Consider the following 17,719-nt stretch of genomic DNA (forward strand, 5'->3'; position numbering starts at 1 on the left):
GAACCTATAACATTGTGGACAGCGATCCGGCAGCGGGTACCGAATGGGTTCCTGTCTTTGCGAAAGCCCTTAACGCTCCTGAACCCAAGACCATGCCAGGAAGCGGGAGAGGAGAACGCGGAGCGCTTAATACAAAGGCACTTCGGAATGGTTGGAGTCCGCGGTTCGCTTCATGGCGTGAAGGTTTCCCTAAGACGCTTCATTAAGCGACAGCTGTAGAAAAAACAAACCCATTTAACGTGTTCTCGAAGGTTACGGACTTTCCGATTTCGACGCCCCTGAAGTCCTGAGCTCGAGCCACAGGCTTAAACTTGGCGATGTCTACCCCGACGATGAGAGACGTGGCTGTGATTTGAGTAATCGTACGTTTTGAGTAGAATTCATATTGTACTCTCCTTGGTTTGTTTTTGGATCCGCTCGCTGGCCAGCTTACTGGACCCTTAAACCTCTTACCAAGGAGTCTTTTTATTTCTCAAACCTGATACTTCTGCATTATAGGAATGCTGCTAGTAACTTCAATGAACAGCGGCTACCGACCTAGCCGGCTGCCGCGATGTTCACTCTGCTATCGTCTCCAGTTAGCGTTATGAAGCATGCTATATCCAGTGAAACCTTCTGTCCAATTATCCTCGTCTATTTCATACTCATCAATGTAGAATAGTCAGCATAATCGGCATAATCCCTAAATCCCGGAAGTAGCCTGTATTTGTCTACCACCGATTTATTCTTATTTATCAGTCCATAATCGCTCCGACAATCGTCCCGCATTCGTTGAACAGCGCAAAACGCTGAAAGCACTCGTTTAAGGATGTTCGCAATGGCTTGGTAGGCTTTACGTCTTTTTCGTACCAGATGTTTTTGACAACAAGCGTCCCGGTTTTTCGTTCCGCGATGATCTCGGCTCGTCCGATGAACCTTTCTCCGTATAGGATAGGCAACACATAATAGCCGAATTTGCGTTTGTCTGCAGGTGTGTAGATCTCCCAGGTGTAATCGAATCCAAAACATTCGTTAATCAGTTTTCTGTCCCATATGAAATTATCCAGCGGGGCAATCAGCTCGCAGCGCCATTCCGGCGCTGGATTTTGCAGAACCGCTTCAATAAGCGGCAAGTCCTCTACGCGGCAATAAAGGGGCTCTTTCATTTGTTCCACGCCAACGGCAACGATGCGAGCTTCGTGCAAAAGCTGGCGAAAAACCTCGTTGCGATGCTCCGCTTTGAACCCCCATATGTTTAACCACGCATCGGATGCGCGATTCCATAACAGGCCAACCGCACCGATTCGGCGCAGTACTCGCCACTTATGATGCTCAAGCTCGTCCTCCAGCGGCTCCGGCGCATTCAGCAGATCCGGCGTTATGTACTTTTCGGCGATATCGTAATACTTACGCGTTCCTTTTTTGTGATGGATAATCAACTCGCCAGTCGAGTACATCTGCTCCAGCACCGACCGGGATGAATTGCTGCCGCTGCTCCAGTGAATGGCTGATCGCCAAGCGAAGTTCCCGTCCAATTTCAGATCGTCCGAACTTAGCGAGCCGTGATATCGAATGTGTGCGCGCACTTGCTCCATCAAAGCTTCCATGTCGGGATAGCGCTCGGCATGTTGCCGTGCGGCCTGCCTGTACCGTTCAAAATAGGGCCAGTCCTCGACAGGGATAATGGCCAAATTTTTGTCGGGATAATCGACAAGCAATCGATCTTGATACAGCAGCTCGGCGAGCATGCTTTTGGTAAATCCTTTGATTCGCGACTGCAGCACCAGCTCGGCGTTTTTTCCGCAAACATCGATGGGATCGTATTGAATACAGCCGGCCTGCCGCACAAAATCCAATACGCCCTGCTTGCCGGCAAAACGATATTCGCCCAATAGTCCGTGCTTCAATAGCAGAAACTGCCGTGCCTGGCGGTTCGTCAATTGGATCAAGTACACATCGGCTCCTTCATTTGGCGCTGCACTCGTGCACCGATTGCTTCATGGATTACATCCTTTTTGCGTTGTTAAATCGATGTATGCCAAATCCTTTAAAGTCGGAAGCCAATATGGCTTCTCTGAGCGGATTTAAATTCGATGTAAACCTTAATTCGATTCCTTTTTGTATTAATCTTTCGATCAAGTTCCCGTACACCTCAACCTTCTTAGGCTGTACAACCTGACGAGAAATATAATATCCAGCAGTCGCGTCAAAAAGCGCAAAGCCCTCATCGTCAAAGCAATATCTAAAGAGGGTTTGCTTTGAAATCCTTGTATACCAGTCACTTTCTACGGTAACGATAGTATCGGCTATCGTATGGTTAAAGAAAAGCTGCAAGTGTCGGTCTGCCGTCGCTTCGTCTCTTCTACAAACGATTCGAGGGCAGTCCCTCGGGAAATAATAGGTAAACTCATGTGCTTCGTCGATTGCCCATACAACCGCAGGAAAATCCGGGCGATTTTGCTTCTCTTTAGGCACAAATATGGGAATGCTATCGTCCTCGCTGAAATGAAAAAGCAATTCGTTCCTCCTCCACGACATGCGAATCGAATCATCCCTGGCCTCTATTTAAAGCATCTCCTACTTGTAGTGTACTTCAATATCATTGACCGATACAGTCATTAAAACAAGCTTCAGCAACAGCGTATGCAGGAGCTAAATAAACAAATCGTTTGAGCTTTTCAGCAAAGTACTCGCGCCTGTTTCCAGCTATACTAAAAGGATAAGCGGTGAACCGTTTGTTAAGAAACATCGGGAATGGCATAACCGAAAGGGTGAATAAGTAGTGGAAAATAGAGCAATCGTCGGTACAAGCAAGGCGGGGACATCCGTGACAATGAGATCAAGCAAGATGGTCAAGGCGCCTCATGAACTGGTAAAGTCTCCGCATAAAAAAGGGAGCTTGAAGCTGGAAGGAATGTCCGTGATCGAATTTTGTTTTTACACGCAAGGCATAAAAGGAGCCTTTTTTCTGCAGGATCATCTGCTGCTCATCGTCAAATCGGGCGTCTATACCGTTCGCTTCGGCGATCAAGCTTATACGATGCGAAGCAACGAAATGATGCTTATTCATAAATCCATTGGCGTCGAGTACGAAAAAACGGGCGAACCCGATTCCGATTACATCCTCGACTATATGATGTTTTTCCTGAACGAGAAGATCGTAGATGAATTCCTCACTTTTGCCGGTCTCAAACCCATTTATCTCGTGAATGATGTCGTTCCGATCACCATCTTCCCGATCAATGACCGCATTGGAAGCTATATCGAGTCGTTAAAACCCTATTTCAACAATCCGGATGAAGTCATAGAAGGTCTGGTTCGCGTAAAGCTGATGGAATTACTGTTTCACATCGCAGATTCGAATGAACGTTTTTTGCATCAAATGGTGCAACCCGTTAGCAAGGACAGAGGCAGCATCGCAAAGGTCATGGAGGAGAACTTCTTGAATCCCGTTTCCCTGAACGACCTGGCCTATTTGTCCGGCAGAAGCGTAGCGACGTTCAAAAGGGATTTTCAAGCCGTATACAACACCACGCCGCTCAAATGGGTTCGCAATCGGAGGCTGGATAAAGCCAAGGAACTGCTGGCGAATACGGCGTTTTCTGTGACGGATATCTGTTTTTCGACCGGATTCGAAAATATCGCCCACTTTTCCAAAGTATTCAAGGACAGATTCGGACTCCCGCCGTCGGCGTTTAGAAACAAAATGAGCTAAATAAACAAATAGGATGAGCCTGCAGGCAAAGATCTTCATTCGACTCCTTGATAATCTTAACTCATGCGGTAAACGCAGCAGCATTAAATATAGAAGGGCGTTGAAACAAATGAAAAAGATCAAATTGCAAAACGAATGGATTCCTCCGATCGCGCTTGGTACCTGGTCATGGGGGACCGGTCAAGGCGGCGGGGATGCTATTTTCGGGAATAATCTTTCCGCGGCACAATTAAAACCGGTTTTTGATTCGGCGATGCAGGCCGGGCTCTATTTATGGGATACTGCGCCTGTGTACGGAATGGGAGCCTCCGAAAGTATTCTGGGCGAGTTTACAAAAGGCCGCGACGATGTGCTGCTCTCAACGAAATTTAATCCGCGAGTTGGCGGGCCTGTTGAAGACAGCTTGAACAGCAGCCTGAAGCGGCTCGGCGCAGAACATATGGATATCTATTGGATTCACAATCCGCTGGATGTAAAAAGATGGACGCCAGAGCTGATTCCGCTCATGAAAAGCGGAAAAGTAAAATATGCAGGCGTCTCCAACCACAATCTGGAGGAAATCAAACTCGCGCAAAGTATTCTGGCAGAAGAAGGGCTGCGAATCTCTGCTGTACAAAATCATTACAGCTTGCTGTACCGTTCGTCCGAAGAAGCCGGAATTATTGATTACTGCCACGAAAACAACATCGTGTTTTTCTCCTATATGGTGTTGGAGCAAGGCGCATTAACCGACAAATACAATGCGAAAAATCCTCTCCCAAGCGGCACCAGAAGAGGTGAGGCGTTTAATGAAGACGTGCTTGCGAGGCTGGAAGGCTTGATCCATGTGATGAAGGAAGTCGGCGACAAGCATCATGCGACTTCTGCGCAAGTTGCAATCGCTTGGGCCATCGCGAAAGGAACCGTTCCGATCATCGGCGTTACGAGAACTGCCCAAATTGCCGACGCTGCAAAAGCGGCCGAAATCGAGCTGACCGCACAGGAAATCCTTGATCTTGAGGCAGCGGCCAAAGAGACAGGAATCGTAATCAAAGGGGAATGGGAAAAGCCGATGCATTAAATCTGTTGAGCGATCCTGCCCGTTAGCCGAACAGCCTGCCGATCCCGTCGGCAGGCTGTTCTCAGTAATGATCCATCTTCAATACAGCGCGATCTTCAATGATTCACCTGTCCTTCCGCTTCTTTGCTGCCCACGGTCATCCATACCTGCACGGCGATCATCGCCATAACGATAAGGAGCATCGCGAAAATCGAAGATTTGAAGCTCCCGCTCTGATCATAGATCCAGCCCATCAAAAGCGGACCGCAAGCCCCCATCACATAACCGCCCATCTGCGACATGGCCGACCAGGTTCCGGCTTCCTCCGCCGTCCTGGTCTCGCTAATCGGGAGCATCAGCGCCAAAGGGAACAATCCGCCGGCCCCAATCCCTAGAAAAAGGACGGCCGGAAGCATCGGAAACTGCAGCAGCAGCATGCCCACGCCTATAAGCTCCGACAAGCTGCATAAGACAAGCAGCAATTTGGGTTTTCCGTAACGTTTAACGACACGCGGAACGATCCATGCAATCGGAATCTGGATCATGGTGAAAATAGTAAGAAACATCGCGGAACTTGCCGGGCTGTATCCGAAGCTGCGGGCGATTGGGGAAATCCATGCTGTCATCGAGTAAAACATGCTGGCCATCAAACCAAAAAATACGGTCAACTGAATCGCTTTTTTGTTCGCGATCGGGAGTTTCTGACGCGTGGTAGCGTTCGATGGATGATGCTTGCGTCGAACCAAGGCAAGCCAAGCCATAAGTGCGAGCAAACCTGGAATGGCCCAGCAGGACAAAGCGAATAGCAAGTTATGTCCGCTGCGCGTGTATATCGGAATTGTGAAGCCCGAAGCCAATGCAGCGCCTACCGTCATCGATATCGAATAAACGCTGACGATATCAGGTCTCTCCGGGAAATACTTCTTAATAAAACTGGACAGCATCGGCCCGGCCAAGCTGATACCGATTCCTCCTGCCAGAGCAGTAACGAGCAGCATCATGACAGAACTGTCGCTTCCCCGCAGTACCGTAGCTAAAGTAATGAGAATGAGCGAGAAAAAGACAGTACGTTCCAGTCCGATTCGATGGCTTATCACTGTCGCGACCGGAGAAAATATCCCCATGCACAAAACAGGCAATGTGGTAAGAAGACTCGCCGTCAAAGCGTTCATCTCCAGCTGGGATTGGATCGTACCGAGCAAAACGGCCGCTGACGTAATGATGGGTCGTAGATTCAGGGCCGCCATACATAAAGCGAATAAATAAAATCGTTTTTTCATTGCTGCTCATCCCCCCTGCTGCTAAGTAAGGATGAGTATAGAACCCTAACAATCATTGATCAATACAATAAATCGTATTATTATGATAGTAAAATACTATCGAAAAGAAGGTAAAAACGTGGATACTCGAAATATAACGTATTTCATGGCTGTATATGAGCATCTTCATTTTACAAAGGCCGCCGAGGCGCTCGGTATTTCTCAGCCTACGTTAAGCCAGCAGATTCGCCTGCTTGAGGCAGATTTCGGTATCCCGCTCTTCGATCGCATCGGCAAAAAAGTGATCGTGACAGAGGCGGGCAAGCTGCTGCATCAATACGGTATCAAAATGCTGCAAGCCGAAACGGATGCGAAAAATGCGATTAAAGAACTTATCTCCGAGAAACGAGGCACCGTTCGGCTGGCGGTATTGCCGTCGGATCTGGATTTCCGATTAGTTCCGCTCTTCGTCGAATTCAAGACCCAATATCCCGACACCCAGCTCCAAGTTTTCTCGACGATCTTTGTAAGGGATGAGGTGCTTAATCATAAAGTCGATTTAGGCATTGGACTTCGTAGTCCCGTTGATAAAAGACTGGTTCAAGTCCCTCTGGGAAGCGAGCCTTACTACTTGTTTGTCCATACGGCAAGTGAGCTGGCCAAGAGGGATGAGATCGCTCTGGAGGAGCTCAAGCAGCATTCGCTTGTGATGTACCCGAAGGGCTATTTGGGTCGGGATTTGGTGGATGAAGCATGCAGAAAACAAGGCTTTGAATTGCCGACTGTAATGGAGGTGGACTCGGCCTCCTCATTGCTGCAATTAGTTTCCGCCGGCGTTGGCGTCACTATACAACCGAGAGACTTGCTTCAACAACATTTGGATTGGCCAGATATCGTATCCATCCCCATCTCCGAGCCTGCGCCCATTCGCCACCTGGAGCTGACGTACTATGCAGACCGATTTATCAGCAAGGCCCAGCAGAAGTTATCGGAGAGGCTCATTGAATTTTTTCAATCCAAAATGCGCTAATTGATTTTTTATTTTTACCCGGGTATAATTCAAATGAGCAGAAAGGAGATCCGCATGAATCAAGCCCTAACGCAATTAACCTGCACGGCATTTTCGGGCGAGGGGATCGTCGCAAGCGGTTCGTTGCAGCACGTCGTTACTACAGTGAAGGCTGCTCTGAGTGACAGTGAACGCACACAGCTGCTTATATTTGACGATTCCACGGGGAAGCCGATCGATGTCGATTTTCGTGGAAAGATAGATGATGTGCTTCAACGATTAGAAGAACAATTTAGCGGCGCATCCGATACGGAAGTGAATCCCCAGACGACACGGCGGGTCGGTCGCCCCAAGCTTGGTGTTGTATCCGGCGAAGTTACGTTATTGCCTCGGCAATGGGAATGGCTCAAGAGCCAACCTGGCGGGGCGTCGGTAACGTTACGAAAACTGATTGATGAAGCTCGCCGCGCAGGAGAACAGCGGAGTACCATCCGCGAGTCACAAGAAGCAACCTATAACTTTATGACAGCGATGGCCGGGGACTTCCTTCATTACGAAGAAGCTTTGCGCGCACTGTTTGCCGGTGATGGGGATCGTTTTAATCGCTTTATCGAAGATTGGGCGCCTGATATCCGAGACCATATCAAGAAATTATCCGTCCATGCATTTCCAGAGAGGAGAACATAACGATGAACATTTTGAAAGTGAACGGCGTTGAGCTGGCCTATGACCAATTCGGTCATGAAACTGACGAGGCGATCCTCCTGATCGCCGGGCTTGGAACCCAGATGATTCGCTGGACGGTTCCATTTTGCGAAGGGTTGGCGGCGCGGGGGTTCCGGGTGATCCGCTTTGACAATCGCGACGTAGGCTGTTCAACGCATTTTAGCCATTACCGGACGATGGATTTTGCCGCATTGGCGACTGCGCTCATGTCGGGACAGCGGCCGGACATCCCTTACACGCTAGATGACATGGCAAACGACGCGATCGGACTGCTCGACGCCCTGTCCATCGACCGGGCCCATATCGTTGGCAGGTCAATGGGAGGTATGATCGCCCAGATTGCTGCAAGCGAGTACCCTGACCGGGTTCTATCCCTCACCTCCATCATGTCCAGCTCCGGTAATCCCGCCCTTCCGCAAGCTTCTCCCGAGGTCATGGCGATGATGACGACACCGGCGCCGAACCCCTTTGAGGATGAAGCCGGCTTTTTGGCACATAGCCTCACTTTTGCCAAACGCATCGCGGGCACGGGCTATCCGTTCGAAGAGGACGCTTATCGGGCCCTTGTTCTGGAGGAAGTCCAGCGCGCCTACGATCCAGGCAGTGTCGGACGACAAATCGCTGCGATCGCGGTCTCCGGCGACCGTCGTCCGCGGCTGGCGACCATCAAAGCACCGACTCTTGTCATTCATGGTGCGGACGATCCCTTATTCGTCCCGGCGTGCGGCGAGGACACGGCTTCTGCCATTCCCGGCGCCGAGTTCATGCTTGTTGACGGCATGGGGCACGACATTCCGCATCAACTGTACCCGGTCATTTCCGATGCCATTGAGCGAACGGCTCGTTCGCAGTCTTGATCTCTCGGTTCTTCCTGGTTCATTCATAAACAAGAACCCAATATCTCGCGCCAGGCGCTCCTTCCTCCACGACGGCTTTCCAGCCCCGATTTTTATAGAAACGGAGCGCTCTATGATTCTCGGAGACGCATTTTAACGTGACTGGCGTTCCAAGCTCGGCCACAGCGCGTTTGAGCAGCAGACCGCCAACACCTTTGCCGGAAGCAGTCGGGTGGACAAACAAATTGTGAATAAAGCGGTTAGGCACATACAAGGAGGCGAACCCGAGAACTTGGGCGTTCTCCTCCGCCAGAACAATTTGTTCTTCCGACGTATCCCGGTCAAAATCATCAAGCGTCATCTCATCAGCATTAGCCCAATGGAAACTGTCACGTCGGGCGTCCAGATAAATTTGTCTCAATCGTGGATAGTCTGTCATACTTGCTTCCCTGATGATCATCATTATCTCCTCTTGCGCTGCCACGCTCGGGCATCCAAATGCCTTAGGAATTCAAGTACACGCTGCAATACCAGCGCTTACGAAATAGCAAGTCGTCTTTATGTTTAAAAGACAAAAGTCTTCCCAATGATCCCTCGTGTTCTTTGATTGTGAATTTGCAGGTATGATAAACTTTTCCGTCGGCAAATAAAAATATTTCCTTTGATCATGTTTCTGCAAGCCCGAGATCTTCTTTAAGTCTTTTTGTAAAGTTCGATAAAAAGATTGAATCTGTTTATCCGGTTGCTTGGATATCATACGCATTTGAATGAGTTCTCGACTTTTATCGGTTTCTCTGCCGCCTTTAACTTCGATCGAATAGGAACCCGGTTCATTATAAAAATATCCGAATTTTTTGATTTGCGTTGTGGCTTGTACGGGATAGCAAGAAAAGAAAAATGAGTTATACGCCGTATTTGTGAAATAGCCCGCGAATAATTCCATTTCTTCACTTTCGAAAGATGAATATTGACGGTCGCCTTCGGCATTAACAAATATTTCGGCGTACAGTTTAACGCCATGGCTCATCATTGCATGCTGGCTCTGCATAAGAAAATCGATAACAGGCATTGAAATATTGAAGTAGTTCGCGATGTAAATCTCCCCCTTTTTCGCATTATCGAAATATCGTTCCTAGTTCGTACAGCTTCCTCTTAACCAAGCTTACTCATCCGCCCCGGTCCCAAGCTGAATGGGCTTAAAACTTAGTGCTTGTTCAACGATTTGTTCTGCAGTTAGTTCGTTTTCATTCCAGTAAATGAGGTCACTCACTTCCGGATGTGGGACGTTATATTTGAGAAGTTCAATCCGATCATCGATTTCTTCTTCCTGCCATCAGCGTTCATAATTTCCCTTACCAACTCAATCAGTTCCTCTTTACTTAGCGCCTTCATTACTGTCACCTCTCCTTGAATTAATAATTTCATCTAAACAAATGCGTTAACCAGCCCGAGGGAGCGCAGCTATAGCATCGAGCAAATAAGTTATGGCTTCTTCTGTATTTGTTCAACCACTTTTGTTAACCGACTTAGCTCTTCCCTAAGCAACTGCATTTGTTCTTCATTTTCACGAACGAATTTCAAAAACGTATAACCAATAATCGTTAACACAAAACCAAAAATAGGATATATCACTCTTTTGGCAATTATGGACATAAAAACATTGTCTGGTGTGTCGGATGAAAATGACTTGGGCATGTATTGCCACAAACCAAAAATAATCAACAATACTCCGATTAATATTATGAAATACGAAATCCGTTTAGTGATGTTGTAATACAGCGGAACGACCTCCAAAGGTCAGATATATGATAGCTGCGTAAACCGCCAGTTAGCTTAACAGCCTGACAGATCAAGCTTGGCAGCTGCAAGATTAAAGTGTCGTTTTCCGAAATGGATTCTTGAGGCATATTTAGATTTTTTCAATAGGTATGCATAAGAACAATTCCCCGCTATTGTCCTTTGGATCATAGAACTCTTGAATTGCTCCGACAATTGGATAATTTTTTGTGGCAAGTATTCCGAAAGAATTTTTTTCAAGGTGTCTTTATATGACTTCTGCGTACACTTTGACACAACAAATTTGAATGCAGGGAGAGTCCACTTCGTCCATCCATCTGGAGGAATTGCATCGTCAGCAACTTCGCATCCCGCTAGATATTTCCCACCTTCCTTCCACCTTTCAAACTTACCACTAAAATCACTCATCGCTCCCCAAATGCCAACAATGTTTCCATTCGCATTTTTTTTTGCGAGAGTACTGATTTCTATAAAATTACTGTTTGCCTCTTGCCACAGAGGCGGTATCCAATTCGAACTTTCAGATGAGAGTCCTTCTCCCATTTTACCGATTACTGAAAACCGCTGCTTTTCAATAATATCGAACACTCAGACAGCTCCCTAACGCTTTGTTCATTTCTTTTGACCTGCTGCCGTTGTGTCTGATTGAACTCTCGTTCTCCGTCAGCGCAACCATAGCCCAAAGCTGCAACGACATAATGTGCTTAATCCGACAGTGCCCGCATGATGTTGGATTTCGCCTCTGCCGCAATCGCTTTATTTCTGTCATCGACCGCTTGCATCAAGATCAGTACGGGGATATATACCGCGATTAGCCGCGCCAGCAACTTCGTTTCCTCGTCCGCTCCTCCGTAAGTTTCGAAAAACACGCCGCGCGCGTATGGTGGTAAAAAGCTGTAAGCAACGCTCAAATCGCAAGCCGGATGGCCTACGCTCAGATCGCCCCAATCAATAATGCCGGAAACGATCCCTTTCTCATTCACAAGCATATTTTTGAAATGAAGATCGCCATGTAGCAGTGCATTCACCGCCTCGACATGGTCCGTTTGCAGCCTGCTAATATACGCTTCGATCACGCCGTACTCCTCCGGCGACAAGTGCTCAACCAACTTCGATAGAAAGCCCTCCAATTTCACTTTGCGCGATGCGATGTCCGTCAGGCTTCGATGATCTTGCTGAACTCCGCACTTCAGCGCCGCCTGCACCGGAAACGCATGCAATCTCCGCAAAAATTTCGCCAGCGTCTCTGCCGATAAAGCCCGGCGTTCTTCCGTCAACCCGATGGGAAAATCTCCCGGCACATAAGCATAGCCAAGAAATGGTGCCGGGTATTCGTCACTTGCTTCGCCATAAAACAACGGTTTGGGATAGGGGATGGTCATAAATGCATCCAGCATCGGCAGCAGCTTCCCTTCCATACGAATCGAGCTAACTGCAATCGTTCTTCTTGGAAACCGGAACACGTACTCGTCACTGATGAGAAAAACCGTATTGTCCCAGCCCCAGTCCAATCGCCTCACTTCTTTCGATGACAGCTGAGGGAATTGTCTGCCGATCAGCATCCGCGCCTGCTCTTCGTTAACCTCCCACTCCGCATCCCATACATTTGTTCCTCCCATGAAATATCTGCCTCCTCGTTCCTTACTTTTTTAGACGCTTACATTCCCTGGAAGTTACGCATAACTGTCCATTACTTCAAACGGAAACGGCAGCCGATCGTCTGACCGGCTGCCGCGAGGCTCGTTCTGCTAACGTATTCCGTTAGCGTAACACTGACTACGTCCCTTTGAACCCTCCAAGTAATGCAACTATTACTAATACGATCCCTAAGCAAACACTAACATATCCGCTTATAATAAATCTTTTGATTGTAGCTTTTGATGGACTTTTTGGAGATACGAATGTAGCTGAAGACTTATACATCATTTCAGGTTTTATTATTGAGAATATCCCTGGGACCATTAGTATTATTGCGATGAACAGTGCAAGAGTAATTCTGTCTCCCATGTTTATCTCCTCATCTCTTCCAACACGCATACAATTACACTTGCCAATGCCAGTCTTGTTTTCGTTTTAATCCCCTCCTGACCGACAAGTCGCGCATTCCACCCATCCAACGATCAGTTCAAAGACGACAAAGACGCCGACACGCTAATCGTCCACATATCTAAAGCAAAAAACATGCCGCACCAAAACATCACTGCGCCGTAACGCCTTTTATGAACGATCTTCTCAATCGCCTTTAATAAAGTCACGATAAAAACGAAGCTCAATATCGGCACGAGATAAATGGCGCTAAAAAGAAAAGCTACCATAGACGCACCCCCAGACTGTTTTAAACTATCTTATTTAAATATTTCGCAAAGCGCTCCGATATGCCGATCCCCCGCTGCCAGTCCGTTCCTCCGTCTTCAATCGTCCAGCACGCGTCGAGCACGCCTCGCGCGACGCCCCACATCGCGATCCGGCGACGGTCCAGATCGAGACGATCGGCCATAATGGCGATTCTATTGTGCAGCACTTGCTCGCGATCGCCGCCTCGATCTTCGTAGTTAAGCAGGTATTGTATCGTCTCGAAATGGATGTCGCCGACGACGCCTTTCGGATCGATGACCGCCCATTGCGATTCGCCACGGAGCAGGATGTTCTCATGATGAAGATCGCCGTGCAGCAGAACATTCTCGCTCGTCGTCGAGATGAGGTAGGCCAGGCATTCTTCCGCATTTTCCAGCCAGCTCTCCGGCAGCGGAGCTTCACTCTCCCCGCCGCTTTGCCTCTCACGGTATCGCTCGATGCCCGCGAAGTGCCGCTTCATGGAATGGTACCCCGCATCGGTCGGAGCCGAGTGTTGAAGGCCGTTAAATACTTCGCAAAAAATCTCGGTCGCGGCCGCATCGTCCTCGATCGCCGATAACGGCGTGCCCGGTTCTACGCATTCAAGCAATGCCGCGCCCCTGTCCTCGTCTTCATCCAGCACACGGATCGTTCCCCGCCCCTCGTAGGCGCGAAGCACCTTGATTTCCCTGGACAGCTCTTCTTTCATGAACGACGCTTTAAGGACGACCGGATGGCCGTCGCTGCGCTTCGCGCGAAGCAAGAAGTTGTAGGACAAGTTGGAAAAAGGCTGCTCCGGGACAAAACCGAAGCGCTGCGCGAACTCGCGAACCAACCCGGGCAACGCCTCCGTCCATGCGGCTCCTTCCTCGCCGTGGAGCTCATGCATTCTTTTCCTAAAAGTATCGGGTATCGCAAACATCAGCGCTGTGGCTCCCTTCTATTTTCCCGAAGTCTTCCTGTCTGCGGCCGTGCTAAACTAGTTTTAAAAAGGTGCTCGTTGGAAAGGGGCTTTCGTTTGCTGCTCGCTATTTTACTATTCGCGATTGCCGGGTTGGCCGAGATCGGCGGCGGTTACATGGTGTGGTTGTGGCTAAGGGAATCGAGGCCGCTGTGGTACGGCATCGTCGGCAGCCTTATCCTTGTCGTATACGGGATCGTTCCGACGCTGCAAAACTTCCCCTCGTTCGGGCGCGTATACGCGGCTTATGGCGGCGTGTTTATCGTGCTTGCCGTTCTATGGGGATGGCTCATCGATAAAAAGGCGCCCGACCTGTACGATTGGATCGGGGCCGCCATTTGTCTCGTGGGCGTATCGGTCATGCTGTGGGCGCCGAGAAGCGGTTAATCAATGCAGCACCTCGATCAGGAATCCGCCCGGCGCTTTGACGTAGAACGTCCATGAGTGGGTCCGCTTCGGTTGATCCACCTCGACCCCGTCCTCGCGCATTCGTTGGTTGATCTCGTTCACCCGTTCTTCGCTTGGTTGAATGAAGCCAATATGGAAGTTGTCGGGATAGGAGACTTCCTTGCCCTTCATCAGCGCAAGCATGAAGCCGCTGTCGTCGAACAGGAAGGCCATGGCGTTGCCGCGGGTGTGCCCGATTCGCATATCGAAATATCGGGCCAAAAAATCCGCAGTTGCCTGCACATCGGTAACGGTTAGATTGAGATGGTTTAACTTCACATTTGCACGCTCCTCGCAAATCGCAGTTGGCTTATCTCTTACCTAACTTCGAAGCTTCATATGAAGCAGCGGGAAAGGCTTGCCCGAGCCGTCCATTTCCGATCTTCCGGTCTGAACGAACCCGTATCGGCTGTAAAAGGCATACGCGCCTTCATTCTGCTCGTTCACGTCGACCTCCAGACCCGGGCCCTTCATGCGCTCTGCATGCCGGATCAGCTCGCTGCCGATTCTCTGTCCATGATAATCGGGATCGACGAACAGCATCTCGATTCGTTCGCCGTCAAGTCCCATGAAGCCGACCGGGGCACCATGCGCGTCGCGCGCGACCCATAGCTCGACCGCCCCGAGCGCTTCGTCTCGCACGATACGATGATAGAATTGAATGTCCGATTCCGCCAGAAAATGATGGGTAGCCCGCACTGCGCGCTCCCAGATGTCAACCAGCCGCTCGTGTTCATGCGGCTCGGCCTGTGCTAACTGCCAGTTCATTGACTTTTATCCTCCACGATGTCCGACGCGTTGAATCGCGTCTGTTCGGTACTAAGTTTACTTTTCCCAAAGCTCGACCAAGCGGCCTTCGGGATCTTTAATCCAAGCGAACTTGCCATAGTCGCCAACCTCTTTGTCCTTGGCAAGCGGCACGCCGATCCGCTCCAGATGCCGAAGCATCTCGTCCAGGTCGTGCGCCTGGAAATTCAACATTACCTGCTGCTCGGGTGGAAAATAGCCGTCGTCCCCGGCAAAAAACGAAAAGACCGTCCGGTTGCCTTCCTGCGGCTGGATGATCGTCCCGTTCCAATCGTCGATCTCGATCTCCAGCACTTCGCCGTACCACTTTTTGATCGCCTCAAGCTGGTTGGTTCTCCAGAACACGCCTCCAAAGCCTTTGATCATCGCAATCGACTCCTAACTTCGTCAAGGTTGGAAACCCGGTCGCTTCACCTTTTCGCGCACTTGATATAAACGCCGGAGGAATCAAGGATGCCTTTTGATACGAATACCACGATGCGGGAGTTGACGATTGAACATCCTCTTCGAAGACCGCATCTTCAACGACCTTCTCGATTTGAAAACCCGCTTCGATCAACGCGTTAATATACGTGCCAAGTTTAAGCTGATTCATGATGGCGGGGCTGTCCCACGGCTCGCACTGCTGCGGGCCTTCCTCATGATAGGATTTGGCGACGATCAGTCGGTCTCCGCTTTGTTCAATTCGACTATGAAGCGGATGCTCCCAGCTAAAGATAAACTTCCCGCCAGGCTTCAAGTAGCTGTGCAGATGGTTCAACGTACTCGGCAAATCTACGGTCCAACCCATCGCATAGATCGAATATACGATATCAAAGTATTCCGTTGGAATACCCGGATTCTTTTCCATAGCGCCTTGAAAAAGATTCACGATGCCTTTGCATTCGGAGAGCAGCCCTCGCGCAGCAACGATCTGCGTATCGGATAAATCGATTCCCCAAAGCTCCGCGGCTCCTTGTGAGGCCATATACTGCAGAGAGTGGCCGCTGCCGCAACCGACCTCCAATACCTTCAGGTTGGTTACATCGCCAAACAGGCGCAAATCGCTTTCCGTCGGCAAAAAAGGACCATATACGGGAAGAGCCGTTCTCCCAAAAAAACGCGGAGCTTCTTCATCCCAGCTCTTCTTATTGGATGCTAAATAGGCTTCTTCTGCGGCTCCTAACATACCATGCTCCTTCCCTGCGGGAAATCCGTATAAGCCGCTTATTTAACTGTAATCCTCGATCAGCGAGATTTTTCCTTCCTTTATCTCGAACGTCGATTTTCCTTTTAATTGCAGCTTATCTCCGCTTTTTAACCCGTTTGGAAAATCCACCGCAAGAACACCTTCATAATCGATTCCGATCACTGCTTTGCCGTTTTCCACCCTGTAATCGGTGATCGTCTGGCAACGGCTGGAGAACATCGTGGACGACTGCTCGGCCAGCGCCTTGAATGCTTGTATGCCGTTCGTCTCCGTCGTAGTTTCTCCATTGGAAATATTCCGGAAAACAATGTCCTTGTGCAAAAGCTCAACCATCTTTTCAACGTCAAATGCGTTGTACGCTACCACGTAATTCTCAATGATGGCCCTTGCTTCTTTACTCCCCATGCTACTCCTCCCTCTTTATCTAAAAAGAAATTTGCCACGAGATCAAGCCCATATTAACACATTTTGGAACTGTCCAGCTGATTAGAAAAACAGCCCGCCGGATCTCGCCGGCAGGCTGTAAAATACGATTGATTGCAGCGACTTCGCGCTATTCGTCTTCCCTGTTCCCCAAGACGCCTTCGATCACCATGATCGCCTCCGCGCGGGTCGCTTGGGTTTGAGGTCTCGCCGTGCCGTCCGGATAGCCCGAGACGATCGCTCGCTTCGCCGCGGCCTCAAAGGCCTCTCTCGCCCATGGCGAGATCTGCTCGCCGTCCGTGAAGGATGGGGCAACCTTTGGTTTCTCCAAATGCAAGGCGCTCGCCGCCATCACCGCCATCTGCTCTCTCGTGATGGGTAGATCCGGCGCGAAGGTATCATCGCCCAAGCCCCGCACGAGTCCATGGGCGTACGCCGTGGAGATGGCCGTCCTCGCCCAATGGTTGTTCGAGTCGGCAAATGTTCGATCCCCCGTCGGCGCCCATTGCAGCGCAGCGGTCAGGATCGTTACGAACTCCGCCCGCGTGATCGGACGATCCGGCCGGAACATGCCGTCCGGGTATCCTTTGACGAACCCGCTTTCCATAAAGCGATGAATCGACGGTTCGGCCCAATGGCCCCGAATATCCGGGAAAGCGTCCGCAGCATCGTCGTGCTCGACCGTTCGGGCAATGGCCGCGAATTTAGTAAAATGATTGATCGTGCCGCCGATCGTGCCGCTTTCGTAGTCGATGTCCGGATTGCCGAACGCAACCCACTGTTCGGTCTCCTCGTTCAGCCAAGCAAGCACGATTTCGATGTCATCCTGTCGCGTTACAGCAGCGTTCAGGCGCAGCTTCACGGTCAAGTCGACGAGGAAATTTCCCGGCACGTCTTTCTTGAACTCGAATACGCGGCTGACGAATCGCTCGCGATCCGATAACGGGAGGGCATCCTTATCAACAATCTCGTCCACCGTTACTAGAAAAGGGCGATCCATGACGCCTGCCGGGAACAAAATCTCTCCGCCATCGAACTTATACGAACCGCCACTCTGTCCGATCAGGTTGGCCGGCCATAACACCGGCGTTGGCGTCGGTGTCGGTGTTGGCGTCGATGTCGGTGTCGGCGTTGGTGTCGGTGTCGGTGTTGGCGTTGGTGTCGGTGTCGATGGCGGTGGCGGGGGCGGTGTTGGCGT

The 17,719-nt window shown here is 50.0% G+C and carries 21 protein-coding genes and 1 pseudogene; 6 read left to right on the plus strand and 16 right to left on the minus strand.

Translation table 11 applies throughout. The features are described from left to right. Positions 1–226: 226 nt before the first annotated feature. The 3 genes and pseudogenes from KVT38_RS35900 to KVT38_RS31455 all read right to left on the minus strand — a co-directional run. Positions 227–384: pseudogene (locus KVT38_RS35900) on the minus strand (IS110 family transposase); the annotation flags it as partial. A 350-nt stretch (positions 385–734) separates the two neighbouring features. Further along, positions 735–1,928 carry a winged helix-turn-helix domain-containing protein gene (locus tag KVT38_RS31450; RefSeq protein WP_217597711.1) on the minus strand — a complete coding sequence of 398 codons (1,194 nt, stop codon included), beginning with the start codon at positions 1,926–1,928 and terminating at the stop codon, positions 735–737. A gap of 55 nt (positions 1,929–1,983) precedes the next feature. Next, positions 1,984–2,496, minus strand: a complete 513-nt coding sequence (locus KVT38_RS31455) for a DUF6886 family protein (protein ID WP_217597712.1) — start codon at positions 2,494–2,496, stop codon at positions 1,984–1,986. A 316-nt stretch (positions 2,497–2,812) separates the two neighbouring features. On the opposite strand from KVT38_RS31455, the gene KVT38_RS31460 reads away from it, so the two are divergent. Beyond that, complete coding sequence (locus KVT38_RS31460; RefSeq protein WP_217597728.1) at positions 2,813–3,694, plus strand: helix-turn-helix domain-containing protein; 882 nt, start codon at positions 2,813–2,815, stop codon at positions 3,692–3,694. 109 nt (positions 3,695–3,803) lie between these two features. Beyond that, the gene (locus tag KVT38_RS31465) at positions 3,804–4,754 is read left to right on the plus strand and encodes an aldo/keto reductase (RefSeq protein WP_217597713.1); all 951 of its coding nucleotides are present in this window, start codon (positions 3,804–3,806) and stop codon (positions 4,752–4,754) included. A gap of 95 nt (positions 4,755–4,849) precedes the next feature. On the opposite strand, the gene KVT38_RS31470 is transcribed toward KVT38_RS31465, so the two are convergent. Then, positions 4,850–6,013, minus strand: coding sequence for an MFS transporter (locus KVT38_RS31470; protein WP_217597714.1), 1,164 nt, complete (start codon positions 6,011–6,013; stop codon positions 4,850–4,852). A gap of 118 nt (positions 6,014–6,131) precedes the next feature. Between KVT38_RS31470 and KVT38_RS31475 the strand changes: the two genes are divergently transcribed. From KVT38_RS31475 to KVT38_RS31485, 3 genes are read left to right on the plus strand one after another with little or no spacing between them, the layout of a single operon-like run. Continuing rightward, complete coding sequence (locus KVT38_RS31475) at positions 6,132–7,022, plus strand: LysR family transcriptional regulator (RefSeq protein WP_368859194.1); 891 nt, start codon at positions 6,132–6,134, stop codon at positions 7,020–7,022. A 54-nt stretch (positions 7,023–7,076) separates the two neighbouring features. Continuing rightward, on the plus strand, positions 7,077–7,688 hold the full coding sequence (locus tag KVT38_RS31480; RefSeq protein ID WP_217597715.1) for a DUF2239 family protein: 612 nt from the start codon (positions 7,077–7,079) through the stop codon (positions 7,686–7,688). Between the two features lie 2 nt (positions 7,689–7,690). Next, the gene (locus KVT38_RS31485; protein ID WP_217597716.1) at positions 7,691–8,584 is read left to right on the plus strand and encodes an alpha/beta fold hydrolase; all 894 of its coding nucleotides are present in this window, start codon (positions 7,691–7,693) and stop codon (positions 8,582–8,584) included. Positions 8,585–8,603: 19 nt separating this feature from the next. Here KVT38_RS31485 and KVT38_RS31490 read toward each other — a convergent pair whose 3' ends face one another. The 6 genes from KVT38_RS31490 to KVT38_RS31510 all read right to left on the minus strand — a co-directional run bounded on the left by KVT38_RS31490 (position 8,604) and on the right by KVT38_RS31510 (position 13,616). After that, entirely contained in the window at positions 8,604–9,023 is a 420-nt protein-coding gene (locus KVT38_RS31490) for a GNAT family N-acetyltransferase (RefSeq protein ID WP_217597730.1), read from the minus strand. Positions 9,024–9,074: 51 nt separating this feature from the next. Next, positions 9,075–9,593, minus strand: coding sequence for a hypothetical protein (locus KVT38_RS31495; protein ID WP_217597717.1), 519 nt, complete (start codon positions 9,591–9,593; stop codon positions 9,075–9,077). Positions 9,594–10,396: 803 nt separating this feature from the next. Then, positions 10,397–10,948, minus strand: coding sequence for a GyrI-like domain-containing protein (locus KVT38_RS31500; RefSeq protein WP_217597718.1), 552 nt, complete (start codon positions 10,946–10,948; stop codon positions 10,397–10,399). Positions 10,949–11,064: 116 nt separating this feature from the next. Next, the gene (locus tag KVT38_RS31505; protein ID WP_217597719.1) at positions 11,065–11,979 is read right to left on the minus strand and encodes a phosphotransferase; all 915 of its coding nucleotides are present in this window, start codon (positions 11,977–11,979) and stop codon (positions 11,065–11,067) included. A gap of 157 nt (positions 11,980–12,136) precedes the next feature. After that, on the minus strand, positions 12,137–12,397 hold the full coding sequence (locus KVT38_RS35905; RefSeq protein ID WP_483298208.1) for a DUF6199 family natural product biosynthesis protein: 261 nt from the start codon (positions 12,395–12,397) through the stop codon (positions 12,137–12,139). Positions 12,398–12,695: 298 nt separating this feature from the next. Next, positions 12,696–13,616 (minus strand): aminoglycoside phosphotransferase family protein, encoded by a 921-nt coding sequence (locus tag KVT38_RS31510; RefSeq protein ID WP_217597720.1) that lies wholly within the window; start codon positions 13,614–13,616, stop codon positions 12,696–12,698. Between the two features lie 96 nt (positions 13,617–13,712). On the opposite strand from KVT38_RS31510, the gene KVT38_RS31515 reads away from it, so the two are divergent. Beyond that, positions 13,713–14,042 carry a YnfA family protein gene (locus KVT38_RS31515; protein ID WP_217597721.1) on the plus strand — a complete coding sequence of 110 codons (330 nt, stop codon included), beginning with the start codon at positions 13,713–13,715 and terminating at the stop codon, positions 14,040–14,042. Here KVT38_RS31515 and KVT38_RS31520 read toward each other — a convergent pair whose 3' ends face one another. The 6 genes from KVT38_RS31520 to KVT38_RS31545 all read right to left on the minus strand — a co-directional run. Further along, the gene (locus tag KVT38_RS31520) at positions 14,043–14,381 is read right to left on the minus strand and encodes a VOC family protein (protein ID WP_217597722.1); all 339 of its coding nucleotides are present in this window, start codon (positions 14,379–14,381) and stop codon (positions 14,043–14,045) included. A gap of 42 nt (positions 14,382–14,423) precedes the next feature. After that, the gene (locus tag KVT38_RS31525) at positions 14,424–14,870 is read right to left on the minus strand and encodes an acetyltransferase (protein ID WP_217597723.1); all 447 of its coding nucleotides are present in this window, start codon (positions 14,868–14,870) and stop codon (positions 14,424–14,426) included. Between the two features lie 57 nt (positions 14,871–14,927). After that, positions 14,928–15,275, minus strand: coding sequence for a VOC family protein (locus tag KVT38_RS31530; RefSeq protein ID WP_217597724.1), 348 nt, complete (start codon positions 15,273–15,275; stop codon positions 14,928–14,930). Then, complete coding sequence (locus KVT38_RS31535) at positions 15,229–16,077, minus strand: class I SAM-dependent methyltransferase (protein ID WP_217597725.1); 849 nt, start codon at positions 16,075–16,077, stop codon at positions 15,229–15,231. The genes KVT38_RS31530 and KVT38_RS31535 overlap by 47 nt, the downstream gene beginning before the upstream one ends. A 42-nt stretch (positions 16,078–16,119) precedes the next feature. Continuing rightward, a complete protein-coding gene (locus KVT38_RS31540; RefSeq protein WP_217597726.1) occupies positions 16,120–16,503 on the minus strand; it encodes a nuclear transport factor 2 family protein in 384 nt (127 codons plus the stop codon). 148 nt (positions 16,504–16,651) lie between these two features. Then, positions 16,652–17,719, minus strand: a 1,068-nt coding sequence (locus KVT38_RS31545; protein ID WP_217597727.1) for an S-layer homology domain-containing protein, incomplete at its 5' end; no start/stop codon positions are given.

The sequence above is a fragment of the Cohnella sp. GbtcB17 genome (assembly GCF_019091135.1).
GTDB lineage: Bacteria > Bacillota > Bacilli > Paenibacillales > Paenibacillaceae > Cohnella.